Origin of the sequence: Dietzia sp. SL131, assembly GCF_026672565.1 — a bacterium.
Classification (GTDB): Bacteria; Actinomycetota; Actinomycetes; order Mycobacteriales; family Mycobacteriaceae; genus Dietzia; species Dietzia kunjamensis.
On sequence record NZ_JAPPRI010000003.1, the window covers coordinates 3,351,763 to 3,363,917 of the forward strand.

Below are 12,155 nucleotides of genomic sequence, written 5' to 3' on the forward strand. Positions count from 1 at the left end.
TGTGATGACCGATTGTGTTGGATTCTGCCCGATACGGTTGGAAAGTCAAGCCGATTTAGTTATTCTCGTCACATAACCGATCGATGAGCCGGACGAGGGCGTCCGGTCCGCTAGGAGTTCCCATGACGCAGCAGTCGAAGTCCGGGACGGTCATCCGCGGCACCGGCGTGGTCGCCGGACTGGCCTACGGGCCCGCCCGGTGGGTCGTCAGGCAGGATGTCCTTGACCCGGGGGCCGCGGGCGCGGCGGTCGACCCGGGGGCCGCGGGCGCGGCGGGAACCGGGACGGCGACGGGAGCCGAGGCAGCGGGTGCGCCGGACGAGGCGCAGGTCGAGAAGGGCCGCGAACGCTTCGTCGCAGCGGCCCGGACCGTGGCCAACCGACTGGATCAACGGGCCGCCCTCGCCACCGGCGTCAGTGCAGAGGTCCTGTCCGCCAACGCCGTCCTCGCCCGGGACCGTGGCTGGGCCAATGCGGTGGTCAAGGAACTGAAGAAGGGCGTGGCGGTCGAGGCCGCGGCGGTGGCGGCCACGGAGACCTTCGCCGCGATGTTCGCGCGTGTCGGCGGTCGGCAGGCCGAACGCATCACCGACCTCCGCGACATCTGTGCGCGCGTCGTGGCCGAGCTGCGCGGCCTGCCCGAACCGGGCGTCCCCGACTTCGGCGCGCCGGGCGTGCTCATGGCCGACGACCTCGCCCCGGCGGACACCGCCGGGCTCGACCCGGCCATGGTGCTGGCGATCGTCTGCGAGCACGGCGGGCCCACCTCACACACGGCGATCATCGCCCGGCAGCTCGGTATCCCGTGCATGGTCGCCGCCGGGGGACTCGCCGCGATCGCCGACGGCGCCGACGTGCTGGTGGACGCCGCCGCGGGCACGGTCACCGTCGAGCCCGAGGAGGGCCCGGCCCGAGCGGCGGCCGAGGCGGACCGGCGCGGCCGGGCCGCCGCCGCAGACTGGAGCGGCCCCGCCGTCCTGGCCGACGGGCACGCCGTGCGCCTGCTGGCCAACGTCCAGGACGGTGAGGGGGCCGAGAACGCGGCGTCGGGCCCGGCCGGCGGGATCGGCCTGTTCCGCACCGAGCTGGCGTTCCTCGACCGGGCCGCCGAACCGACCCACGACGAGCAGGTCGACCTCTACGCCCGGGTCCTGGCCGCATTCCCGGACGGCCGGGTCGTCACGAGGACCCTCGATGCGGGCTCGGACAAACCGCTGGCGTTCGCGGGCATGACCGAGGAGGACAACCCCGCTCTGGGCGTCCGCGGCATCCGCGTGGACCTCATCGACCCCGGGCTGCTGGACCGGCAGCTCGACGCCCTCGCCGCGGCCGGCCGCCGGGTGGGCGGGGCACAGTCCTCACCGTGGGTCATGGCCCCCATGGTCGCCACCGTCGACGAGGCCCGCGACTTCGCCGCCCGGTGCCGGCGGCGCGGCCTGACCCCCGGGATCATGGTCGAGGTGCCGTCGGTCGCGGTGGCCGTCGACAGGTTCCTCCCGCACGTTGACTTCCTGTCGATCGGCACCAACGACCTCACGCAGTACGTCATGGCCGCCGACCGGATGTCGTCCGACCTGGCAGCCCTCACCGACCCCTGGCAACCCGCCGTGCTCCGGCTTATCCGGGCGGTTGCCGAGGCCGCGGGCCGGTCGCCGGACGGTCGCACGATCCCGGTCGGGGTGTGCGGTGAGGCGGCGGCGGACCCCAACCTGGCGTGCGTCCTGCTGGGGCTCGGAGTCAGCTCGCTCTCCGTGGCCACCGCCGCGCTGCCGTTCGTCGGAGCCGCCCTGGCGGGGGCCACCCTCGAGCAGTGCCGGGAGCTCGCGGCCCTGGCGTTGGACAGTGACACGGCGCTCGAGGCCAGGGACGCGGTGCTGGCCGCCCGGAGCTGACCGTCCCGCTCGGCGCGACCGTCCCGCTCTGCGCGACCGTCCCGCTCTGCGCGGCCGTCCCGCTCGGCGCGGCCGTCCCGCTCGGAGCGGCCGTCCCGCTCTGCGCGACCGGGCTGTGGTGCCCGGATCGCGGAGGTACCGTCGGTGACGACGGAAGGGATTCGACTGTGGACCTGACCATCGACACGGCGGACGGCACCGCGGAGGCGTTCGTCTCGCGGCCCGAGACCGCCGAGCACGACGTGCCGGGCGTGCTGCTGTTCCCGGACATCTTCGGTCTGAGGCCGCAGATACGCACGATGATGGATCGCATCGCGAGCTGGGGTTACGTCGTCCTCGCGCCGAACGTCTTCTACCGCTCCGGCACCGTCGACGACCTGGCCCCGACCGTCGATCTACGCGAACCGGGCGAGCGGGACGGCTACATCGCGAAGGTATTCCCTCTGAGGGAGGGACTCACCTCGGACCTGTCGCGACCGGACACCGCGGCCTACCTGGACGCGCTGCTGACGCTGCCCGGGGTCACCGGCGACGTGGGGGTCATCGGCTACTGCATGGGAGCGCGACTCGCGTTGCGCGCGGGCGGGGACCACACGGACCGCGTCGCCACCGTCGGGGGATTCCACGGCGGCGGGCTGGCGACGGACGAGAGCGACAGTCCCCACCTGAGTCTCGCGACCACCCGGGCCGCCGTCCTCCTGCGTCACGCTGACGACGACCCGTCGATGCCGCGGGAAGGGATGGACGTCATCGCGTCCCTGGCCCGGGAATCCGGTGTGCCCCTGGACCAGGACGTCTACCCCGGTGCCCCCCACGGGTACTCGATGGCGGATACGTCGATGTACGACGAGACCGCCGCGGAACGGCACTTCGAGGACCTGCGCGAGCATCTGGCACGGCGCCTCGCGCGCCACGGCGAATGAGCTGAGCCCGGACGGAGACCCCCGGCCCACCGCGGCCCTCACGGCCCCTCGGTTACTCCCGCCCGTCACGATGAACTCTCGCCTGCCCGCCGGGGCACGCGAGACGCCAGGCGCGGGAGCGGCTGCGTGGTGGGCGGTCAGGCGGGGGCGCGAGACGCCAGGCGCGGGAGCGGATGCCGGGAGGTCAGGGGCGCAGTGGTGCGTCCCGCCCCCGCCCCCGCCCCCGGCCTAGACGTCGACGGTCTCCGAGGGGCCCGAGCGGGCCAGGGCCGCGAGCTGGCGGGTCGTCGCTCCCGGCAGGTACGCCCGGCCGATCGCCATCCCGATCCGCGGCAGGTCCGCCTCGTCGCGGAAACACAGGTAGACGGGCTCGATCCTCGGATTGAACTTCGACTTGAACTGGTGGAGCGACCGGAACCCGTAGTAGGGCTCGAGTGCCTGACCCAGCAGATCGAGTCCGCGGTCGAGGACGGCCACCTCGTCGTCGTCGCCACTTCGCGCCAACGGCGCACCGGACAACGAGACGTAGTCGGCGCCCTCGTCCTTGAACTCCAGCGCGGAGCGGGCGATGAGGAACTCGACCATGTTGTTCGCGCCGGGGCCGTTGCGCTTGCGCATGAGATCCAGGGTCCAGCCGCGTACGCCACCGTCGGGCTCGCCGCGGTAGACCGGCAGCCAGGACAGCGCCGCCTGGACCACCCCGCCGGAGTCCACGGCCAGCGCGATGCGCACGTCGTCGTCGAGCGCCTCCTCGACCGTGCCGAGCGTGAAGCCCATTTCCGGCAGCTCCTTGTCGCCGACCCACTGCTCGGAGATCTCCCGCACCTGCGCCAGCACCGCGGCGGGCTGCTCGCGCAGTAGCCCGGAGACGTAGGTGGTGCCGCTCTTGTCCGCCTTGTTCATCGCGGAGCGGATCTTCTGCCACTTCTTGCCCGCGAAGGCCAGGTCGGGAAGATCCATGATGGTGTCCTCGGCGATCTGCAGCGCCCGCCACCCGTGCACCCGCATCCGATCCGCCGTCTCGCCGGACACCGAGAACAGGCACGGGACGGCGGCCTGCGCCTCGGCGAAGTCGACGAACGAGCTCAGCAGCACGTCGCGGTCGGCGGGGTCGGCGACGGGGTCGGCCAGCGCGATGATGGTGCCGACGTGCATCCGGTACCCCACGACCCCCGCCGAGTCGGGGCCCGCGGTGCTGGTGCCCGCGCCGAAGAAGTAGTTCATCGGCTGCCACGTGATCATCCACGACATCGTGCTGCCGCCGTGGCGCCGGATGAGCTCACGGACGCGCTCCACGACGTCGTCGGAATGGACGCGCGACCCGGTCACCCGTCGCCGCACCCGCACGCCGAACGCGCCCCGGCCCACCACCAGCAGCACGGCCTCGCCCACCCAGAGCAGACCGGTACCGAGGGTGACGGCGCCGAGGGACTCGAAGTCCGCGGCGACGACCAGGACCGTGACGACGAGGGTGACCACCGCGGTGACCAGGGCATAGGCGAGGGCCACGCCCCACGCTGCCCGGTAGCCACGGCGCAGCAGCTCCGCCGTGGCCGCGGCGATGAGGACGGACAGGAGCATGCCGATCAGGTTCACGTCCTCGGCCTCGGTGGGCCCGAGGGGGCCGTCGGAGGGCAGGAAATACACCACCACGTGGACCGCGGCGATGAACCACATGCCCGCCGACACCACGAGCCGGGTCTCCCGTCGCGTCCGCGGCCGCAGGCCGTGCTCGGTGCCGGAGAAGAACCGCTCGCCGACGGCGAGGAACACCACGAACGCGATGAAGTGGGTGAGGTCGGCCAGGCTCCCGACGAACAGGAACGACACGATCACATAGCCGTAGAGCAGCGCCCGCGCGCGCAGTCGCCAGGGCGAGACGAGGGTGGCCGTGGCGGCGGCGAGCACGGCGATCACCGCGGTCGAGCAGCCGACGTCCAGCACCACCGACAGCTCCGTGGCCCACTCCCAGCCGACCGCGTCGCCGGGGACGATCACGGCGACCGCCCCGAGCACGCCGATGAGCTGCCCGCCGGCCGCGGTCAGTGCCGTACGCACCGGGCCCAGGCGCCACTCGCCCATCCCGATGCCCGCCGCCACCAGCACCAGCAGGGACACGTGCTGCAGCGGGGTTAGCCCGAGCCAGGGCCCGGTCACGAGTGTCCACCAGCGGCCGCCCTCCAGCGCGGGCACGCCGTAGGCGACGTCGGGGAACCAGGTGGCGTCGCGGGCGCTGCGCCACAGGGCCTCCAACGCCACCCCGGTGACGAGCAGCGCGGCGACGATCACCGCCGTGACGGGGAGCCGTCGCGCCGCCGTGGCGACCGCGCGGGCGGCGACGGTCACGGGTGAGGGCGCGGCGGGCTCGTGGGACGTCTCTGTCAGCTGGTCGGTGCTCACGGGGTCCTCCGGGGGCGGCGCACGGCGAGGGGCGGGGTCGGTCCAAGTATGGGACCCCCGGGAGTGAGCGCGCTGTTATTCCGGCAGCAGACCCGCTGTGACCGAGGTCTCACGGGCGCGTTCCGCGGACCCGTCTCGCGCCGTCGGTCACAGCGTGAGGACCCGCCCGCACACGACCAGGTGCACCTCGTCGCAGCATTCGGCGACGGACTGGTTGAGCGCGCCCAGCAGGTCCCGGAACACGCCGCCCGAGCGGTACGGGGGCACGACCCCGGATCCGACCTCGTTGGTCACCAGCACCACGTCGTCGCGGGCGGTGAGGGCGGCGCAGAGGGCGTCGGTCCGTTCGTCGACGGCGGCGCGCGCCTCGTCGGCGGGGGCGTCCCACAGGCCCAGGTCGTCGACGGTGGCGGTGAGCCAGGTGCCCAGGCAGTCGATGAGGACCGGGCCGGGGGCGTGGCGCAGCGCGGAGGCCACATCGGGGGATTCCAGGGTGCGCCACCCCGCGGGCCGGTGTGCCCGGTGGTGGTCGACGCGCGCGGCCCAGTCGGGGTCGTCGAGCTCGTCGGCGGGGCGGCCCGGCGCGACGAACGTCACCGTGTCGGTGTCGCCGAGCAGTCGCACCGCGTGCCGGGACTTGCCGGATCGGACGCCGCCGGTCACCAGGACGCGCGTCATCCCCGCCGCCCCCGGCCGCCGGCGAGGGCCGGGCCAGAGAACAGGGCCAGTCCCACGACGAAGCCGAAGTCGTACCAGTTGCCGTTGTTGTTCACCTCGTAGATCGTCACGGTGTCGGTGAAGAGGGAGATGACGAAGGTGACGGGGAGGATGATCCCGTGCCACAGGCCGAGGAGGAACCCGGCGCCGGTGGGGGCGACGTCGACGTTGGGTCCGGCCGCGCACGCGCCCAGGGCGAGGACGACGACGAGGAGGACACCGGTGGCCAGGCCGGCCCGTGACCGGGTGGTCACTACCGCCGCCCGCGGGTGAAGTAGAGGATCGGCCCGATGAAGTTGATCGCGATGATCGCGGCCCATTTGCCCTTGGAGCCCTGCACCTTCGCCGCGGGACGGGAGGCGAGGTCCGCCCACGCGGTCGCGGCGAGTGACACCTGCACCGAGATGAGCGTGAGCAGGACCGTCTTCTGCGTGTCGGTCAGGTCGTTCCAGCGCTTCTTCGTGGCCACGGCGTACCTCCCGGATCGGATTTTTCTTATCCTAGGCGCTGCCCGGCGCGAGGGATACGCCGTTCGCGGCGTTCGCGCGGGTGACCGGGCAGCAGCCGGGGTCGGAGGCGCGAGCCGGGGTACCACCCGGCGAACAACAGGATGAGGATCGCCAGGTCCACGACGTCGCCCCCGTAGTACATGAGCTGCGCGCCGGCGCGGGCGTCGACCGGGTCCACGCCGGCGGGCGGGTGCGCGTAGAGCCACTTGGCGAGGATCGAGTGGGCGGCGATGAACACCACCAGCACGGTCGCGCGGACGCGCAGGGAGGCGCGGTGCGGGTTGGGGTCCGGGCCGATCATCGCCACGGTGAACGCGATCCCGGCGAGCAGGACGTGGACGTGGACCAGCAGGTGCAGGGCCATCGACCGGTGCATGAGCTCGAAGAGTTCGGTCGCGTAGAGGAGCCACACCCCGCCGCCGTTGAGGACGGCGGCGACGACCGGGTGGGTGACCACCCGTGCGGGCCGAGAGCGCAGGACGGCGGACACGGTGCGTGCGCCCGACGTCGGAAGCGTCCGCAGGGCCAGGGTGACCGGGGCCGCCAGCACGAGGAGCAGCGGCCCGATCATGCCCACGAGCAGGTGGGTGGCCATGTGGGCCGTGAAGTCGTGGCGGGCCGCCTCCGCGAGCGGACCGGCCCAGCCGACGCCCACACTGGTCAGCCCGGCGATCCAGACGGTGGTGCGCCACCAGGCCCACGGTCCGCGGCCACGGTGCCGGTACACACCGAGGAGGTACGCGGTCAGGGCCAGGACGAGGACGGCCGGTCCGACGGACTCGAGGATCCACCACTCGGCGGCGACGGAGGTCGCGTGGTCTCCCGGCGTGGTGCCGACCGCGCCGGCGCCCCCCGGCGTGGCGTCGCGACCGTCGTGCGCGTGTCCGGTGCCCACCGTCGATCAGCTCCGGGGCCGCCGAACCACGGGGGATGTGAGCGGCGCGTTCCTGGTCCGGCGCAACATGACCAGGCCGATCGTCAGCAGGATGATCGCGGAGAGGATCCACACCAGGTCGTAGACGAGCAGGTCCACGCCGTAGCGGATCTGGTGGATGCCGAGGAGCTTGTGGAACACGATCCCGTCGACCAGTTGGAAGAACCCGATGCCGGTGAGGACCGCCCCGGCCCAGCGCGTCCACGGGACGACGATCTGCTGGCGGACGTCCGCGAACATGAACAGCCCCCACACGGTGATCAGCCAGGTCGCCCCGTGGAACAGGCCGTCGGCGACCAGCGCCGTCGTCGTGGTGGACAGGTCGTAGAAGTGATGCCACTGCAGGAGCAGGTGGAAGACGAACAGGTCGATGACCGAGCCGGCGATCCCGCACCCGAAGAGGAATCCCGAGAGCACCAGGCGTCGCCCGGCGGTCGGATCGGGTGCGGGGTCCGGTCTGGGCCCGGCGGCGGGGGCGGGCGTCGACGGCGTGGGCATGGGCGGTCGCCGTGGTCAGCTCGCGGTGGCGGTGTCGGATTCGTCTTCCGGTTTCCCGGCCTTCTTCCACTCGGCCCGCTCCTTCATCTCCCTGGGTCGGAAGTAGAGCAGTCCGGACAGGACGGCGACGAGGAAGACAACGAGCATGGTGATGAACAGCGGCCAGACACCGGTGAGGAAGATGATCGGCACGGCCATCGCGGTGACGAGGCCGCCGCCGAAGAACGGTTCGAAGACGAGTTGCTTGTACCCGAACGCCTCGAACGCGGGGCTCTGGGTATCGGGGTCGACGATGCGCATGAGGATGAGGCCGGTGGCGGTGACGCCCATCGACTGGCCGAAGTCTCCGATGCCGCGCTCGAACCAGTAGCGGCCGATGATGCGCGGTGCCAGCCAGAGGAAGATCCCGACGTTGAACAGGATGCCGGCCACGGCGAGAATCGTGAAGGCGCCGATGTTCTCGCCGATCGCCTGCAGCGACAGGGTGCCGATGGCGGCGACGATGAGGAAGTCGAGCGCCCACCCCTGGATCCGCAGCATGATCTGCGGGTCGATCACGTGTGCCACGCCCAGCTTGGTGGCGATGACCTGGACGACGACGCCGCCGAGCAGGGCGATGGGGAACAGTGGCACGTAGGCGAAGATCTCCAGCGGGGTGTTCTCGTCGAGCATGACCGACGCGTAGGTGGCCTGCTCGATCCAACGCAGCCCCTCGAGGATTCCCAGACCGATGAGGATCGCCAGGGTCACCAGCGCGACGTGGAGGGACAGCGGCTCCACCGAGGAGGGGCGGGAGGTCATCTTGCCCGCCGAGTAGTACTCGTCCTCGCGGAAGAGGCCCTTCTGCTCACTGATGGACATCTTGGCGCTGCCGCTGATGAGTTCGGTCTTGCCGGTGCGGGCGCCCCAGTTGATCAGGGCGATGCCGAGCACGATGCCACCGACGATGCCCACCGTGGCCATGCCGACGGCGAGGTCGGCCCCCACCGTGAACCCGAGTTCCTCGAACACGCCCCGCATGCCGGCCGCGGTTCCGTGCCCGCCCTCGAAGCCGATCTCGATGAGGGCGCCCGTCATGGGTGAGGCGCCGAGCAGGGGCACGAGGATCAGGGCGGCCAGCAACAGTCCGACGACGTACTGCCCGGAGCCCAGGGCCACGCCGAGGGAGAGCTGCGGACCGACGAGCTTGACGGCCCGGGAGGGGCGCGGCAGGTCCTGGCCGAGGAACATCGTGGCGAAGATGACGCTGATGAGCAGGCCCGGGAGGGAGGACCACACCTCCACCATCGGTTCGGTGAAGAGCCCGTTCTCGCCCCACGGTCCGTTGAACCTGCCCAGGACCTCCGGCCCGAGCAGGAGGAGCAGTGCACCACCGACGATGGAGCTGGGGAGGAACAGGGACTGCACGATCCCGACCTTGACGCGGATGATCTTCCCGATCAACAACGCCAGTCCGAGGATGAGAAGGGCGAATCCCACAGCATTTGCGGACATTGGGTGACCTCGGTTCCGGATGTGCGGCTTGCGGTGTCCTCCCGAACCTATCCGCCGGGCGCGCGAATAGGCCCCGATCCGCCCACTTCTCGGGACAGTCGCGCCCATCGTCAGTGGCAGACCGTGGCGAGGACTGGAGTTCGGCATGGCGGCACAACTCGACGGCGAGGTCACGTTCGTCACGGGGGTCGCCCGCGGGCAGGGCAGGACGCACGCCGTCCGCCTGGCCGCCCCGGAGGACCCGGACGAGACCCGCCGGTTGGTCGAGGCCCAGGGGCGACGCGCGCTACTGTCCGTCGGAGACGTTCGCGACCTCGAGGGCATGAGGAAGATCGTCGACGACGCAGTGGTGGAACTCGGCCCGAAGAATGTCCGGGTCAACAGCATCCACCCCGGCGGCGTGGCCACCCCGATGGGCGGTGGAGACATGGTGAGCACGTTGGAGGCGGTCGGCGAGTCGAACCCCCCGCTCAACCTCATGGGCACGACGTTCATCACCGCCGAGCACATCAGCATCGACGGCGGGTCGCAGTACTTCTGAGGCCATCACGCGTGTCCGAGGCCACCGCGCCGCGCCCGGGGGGATCATCGACGGGTGACGGAGACGCGGTGGAAGGAGCTGGAGGAGTGGCCCCTGATCGGTGCGGCTCTGGCGTTCCTGGTCGCCTACGCGGTGATGGTGGTCGGACAACCCGTGGGTCCGGTGGGAGTGGTCACCCGGATCGTGATGGCGGGGACCTGGGTTCTGTTCGCCGTGGACTTCGTGGTCAGGTTGGCGTTGGCGGAGCGTCGCGGACCGTGGTTGCTCAGGCACTGGTACGACCTCGCGGTCGTCGCTCTGCCGGTCCTGCGACCGCTGCGACTGCTCCGGCTAATGACCCTGCTCGGGGGGATGAGGCGGTCGGCGGGCACGGTGGTGCGCGGTAAGGCGATCACCTACGCCGCGGGGTGGACGGTGGTCCTGCTCGTGGTGTCCTCGCTCGCGGTGTTGAACGCGGAACGTGGGGCACCGGGGGCGTCGATCCAGACATGGGGTGAGTCCCTGTGGTGGGCGACCGTGACGGCGACGTCCGTGGGGTACGGCGACTACTCGCCGGTGACCCCGGTGGGACGCACGATCGCGGTGGGGCTCATGTTCGGCGGGATCGCCCTGCTGGGCGTGGTGACGGCGACGCTCGCCGCCTGGCTCCTGGAGAGGATCGCCGAACGCGATGGTGCGGGAGAGGACGGGGACGGACCCGGTGAGCCCGGTCCACGCGCCGACCCGCCCGGCGGCTCGTCCGTATCGTCGGGGCCATGACCACGGACACCGCACGTCCCCTCACTCTCGGAACCCGGTACGCGAGCGAGTTCCCGGAACTGGGCGTGCCGTGGAAGGCCGCGGAGGCGTCCGGGCCGCGGCTGCTCGTGCTCAACGACGCGCTGGTCGACGAGCTCGGCCTGGACGCCGACTACCTGCGTGGCGAGGAGGGCGTGCGGGTGCTGACGGGCACTCACGTGCCGGACGGGGCCACGCCGGTCGCCCAGGCCTATGCCGGACACCAGTTCGGCGGGTACTCGCCCCGGCTCGGCGACGGGCGGGCCCTGCTGATGGGGGAGCTGCCCGATGGCCGTGACCTGCACCTCAAGGGTTCGGGGCGCACCCCGTTCGCCCGCGGTGGCGACGGTCTGGCCGCGGTCGGCCCCATGCTCCGCGAGTACGTCATCAGCGAGGCGATGCACGCGCTCGGCGTCCCCACCACCCGCTCGCTCGCCGTGGTGGCCACCGGGAACACCGTGTACCGCGAGTCGCCGCTGCCGGGCGCGGTGCTGGCCCGCGTCGCCGCGAGCCACCTGAGGGTGGGGACGTTCCAGTTCGCGCGATCGGTCGACGACGACGAGCTGCTGCGTCGGCTGGCCGACCACGCCATCGCCCGGCATCACCCGCACGCCGCCGACGCGGAGAACCCGTACCTGGAGCTGTTCGCGTCCGTGCTCCGCGGCCAGGCGGAGCTCGTGGCCCGCTGGATGCTCCTCGGGTTCATCCACGGCGTCATGAACACGGACAACACCACCGTCTCGGGCGAGACCATCGACTACGGGCCGTGCGCCTTCATGGATGAGTTCGACCCGGCCACGGTCTTCAGCTCCATCGACACCGGTGGCCGCTACGCCTACGCCAACCAGCCGCCGGTTCTGCAGTGGAACCTCGCCCGGTTCGCCGAGACCCTCGTCCCGCTGGTCGACCCGGACCAGGACGAGGCGGTCCGGCTCCTCACCGAGGTGCTGGGCACGTTCCCGGAGCACTACCAGCGGGCGTGGACGGCCGGGATGCGCACCAAGATCGGCCTGTCGGACGAGGTCGGGGACGCCGAGGCGACCGACCTCATCGACGAGCTGTCCCGGCTGCTCAGTGCGACGCGGGCCGACTACACCGGCTTCTTCCGCGCTCTCGGGGCGGCCGCGGACGGGGACGACGAGCCGGTGCGCGAGCTTATCGGAGCCCTCGCGGAGGGCTGGCTGGCGACATGGCGGGCGCGTCGACCCGACCGGGGGTCGATGGACCGGGTCAATCCGATCTACATCCCGCGCAACCATCTCGTCGAGGAGGCCCTCGACGCGGCCACGGCAGGGGACCTGGGGCCGCTGTCCGAACTCCTCGTCGTCGTCACCGACCCCTACACCCGGCGCGCCGGTTACGAGCGCTATGAACGTCCCGCCCCTCCCGAGGCCGCGCCACACGTCACCTACTGCGGCACCTGACGCGCCGCCCACAGCAGTACGCGCGTATTGATACGAAACATTTATC

Annotated in this window: 11 protein-coding genes and 1 pseudogene; 5 read left to right on the forward strand and 7 right to left on the reverse strand. The window is 71.7% G+C overall.

The window, feature by feature from the left end; translation table 11 throughout:
• Window positions 1-122: 122 nt before the first annotated feature.
• Both OVA21_RS16695 and OVA21_RS16700 read left to right on the forward strand, forming a co-directional pair.
• Window positions 123-1,892 (forward strand): phosphoenolpyruvate--protein phosphotransferase, encoded by a 1,770-nt coding sequence (locus OVA21_RS16695; protein WP_268092898.1) that lies wholly within the window; start codon window positions 123-125, stop codon window positions 1,890-1,892.
• 167 nt (window positions 1,893-2,059) lie between these two features.
• A complete protein-coding gene (locus OVA21_RS16700; protein ID WP_268092899.1) occupies window positions 2,060-2,815 on the forward strand; it encodes a dienelactone hydrolase family protein in 756 nt (251 codons plus the stop codon).
• Window positions 2,816-3,043: 228 nt separating this feature from the next.
• Here the strand turns inward: OVA21_RS16700 and OVA21_RS16705 are convergent, their stop codons facing one another.
• From OVA21_RS16705 to OVA21_RS16735, 7 genes are all read right to left on the reverse strand, one after another.
• Window positions 3,044-5,215, reverse strand: a complete 2,172-nt coding sequence (locus OVA21_RS16705) for a bifunctional lysylphosphatidylglycerol flippase/synthetase MprF (protein WP_268092900.1) — start codon at window positions 5,213-5,215, stop codon at window positions 3,044-3,046.
• Window positions 5,216-5,362: 147 nt separating this feature from the next.
• Window positions 5,363-5,893: a bifunctional adenosylcobinamide kinase/adenosylcobinamide-phosphate guanylyltransferase gene (locus OVA21_RS16710; protein WP_067713064.1), complete on the reverse strand. Its 531-nt coding sequence runs from the start codon at window positions 5,891-5,893 to the stop codon at window positions 5,363-5,365.
• Window positions 5,890-6,186, reverse strand: a complete 297-nt coding sequence (locus OVA21_RS16715; protein WP_067713061.1) for a hypothetical protein — start codon at window positions 6,184-6,186, stop codon at window positions 5,890-5,892. The genes OVA21_RS16710 and OVA21_RS16715 overlap by 4 nt, the downstream gene beginning before the upstream one ends.
• Window positions 6,186-6,401, reverse strand: coding sequence for a hypothetical protein (locus OVA21_RS16720; protein ID WP_067713058.1), 216 nt, complete (start codon window positions 6,399-6,401; stop codon window positions 6,186-6,188). Before OVA21_RS16720 ends, OVA21_RS16715 begins: the two co-directional genes overlap by 1 nt.
• 26 nt (window positions 6,402-6,427) lie before the next feature.
• Window positions 6,428-7,336, reverse strand: a complete 909-nt coding sequence (locus OVA21_RS16725; protein ID WP_241504405.1) for a cytochrome c oxidase assembly protein — start codon at window positions 7,334-7,336, stop codon at window positions 6,428-6,430.
• Window positions 7,337-7,342: 6 nt separating this feature from the next.
• On the reverse strand, window positions 7,343-7,873 hold the full coding sequence (locus tag OVA21_RS16730; RefSeq protein ID WP_067713055.1) for a DUF2243 domain-containing protein: 531 nt from the start codon (window positions 7,871-7,873) through the stop codon (window positions 7,343-7,345).
• Between the two features lie 15 nt (window positions 7,874-7,888).
• A complete protein-coding gene (locus tag OVA21_RS16735) occupies window positions 7,889-9,367 on the reverse strand; it encodes a sodium/glutamate symporter (protein WP_132063872.1) in 1,479 nt (492 codons plus the stop codon).
• 145 nt (window positions 9,368-9,512) lie between these two features.
• Here OVA21_RS16735 and OVA21_RS16740 point away from each other — a divergent pair.
• From OVA21_RS16740 to OVA21_RS16750, 3 genes and pseudogenes are all read left to right on the forward strand, one after another.
• Window positions 9,513-9,698 (forward strand): annotated as a pseudogene (locus OVA21_RS16740) (SDR family mycofactocin-dependent oxidoreductase); the annotation flags it as partial.
• Between the two features lie 264 nt (window positions 9,699-9,962).
• Window positions 9,963-10,667 carry a potassium channel family protein gene (locus OVA21_RS16745; protein WP_268092901.1) on the forward strand — a complete coding sequence of 235 codons (705 nt, stop codon included), beginning with the start codon at window positions 9,963-9,965 and terminating at the stop codon, window positions 10,665-10,667.
• A complete protein-coding gene (locus tag OVA21_RS16750) occupies window positions 10,664-12,109 on the forward strand; it encodes a protein adenylyltransferase SelO (protein WP_268092902.1) in 1,446 nt (481 codons plus the stop codon). The genes OVA21_RS16745 and OVA21_RS16750 overlap by 4 nt, the downstream gene beginning before the upstream one ends.
• Window positions 12,110-12,155 lie beyond the last annotated feature (46 nt).

Bases quoted from the DNA above. Each gene is read 5' to 3' on its own strand.
- OVA21_RS16695 (WP_268092898.1), top strand. From the start codon at position 123: ATGACGCAGCAGTCGAAGTCCGGGACGGTCATCCGCGGCACCGGCGTG.
- OVA21_RS16710 (WP_067713064.1), bottom strand. From the start codon at position 5,893: ATGACGCGCGTCCTGGTGACCGGCGGCGTCCGATCCGGCAAGTCCCGG.
- OVA21_RS16730 (WP_067713055.1), bottom strand. From the start codon at position 7,873: ATGCCCACGCCGTCGACGCCCGCCCCCGCCGCCGGGCCCAGACCGGAC.
- OVA21_RS16735 (WP_132063872.1), bottom strand. From the start codon at position 9,367: ATGTCCGCAAATGCTGTGGGATTCGCCCTTCTCATCCTCGGACTGGCG.
- OVA21_RS16750 (WP_268092902.1), top strand. From the start codon at position 10,664: ATGACCACGGACACCGCACGTCCCCTCACTCTCGGAACCCGGTACGCG.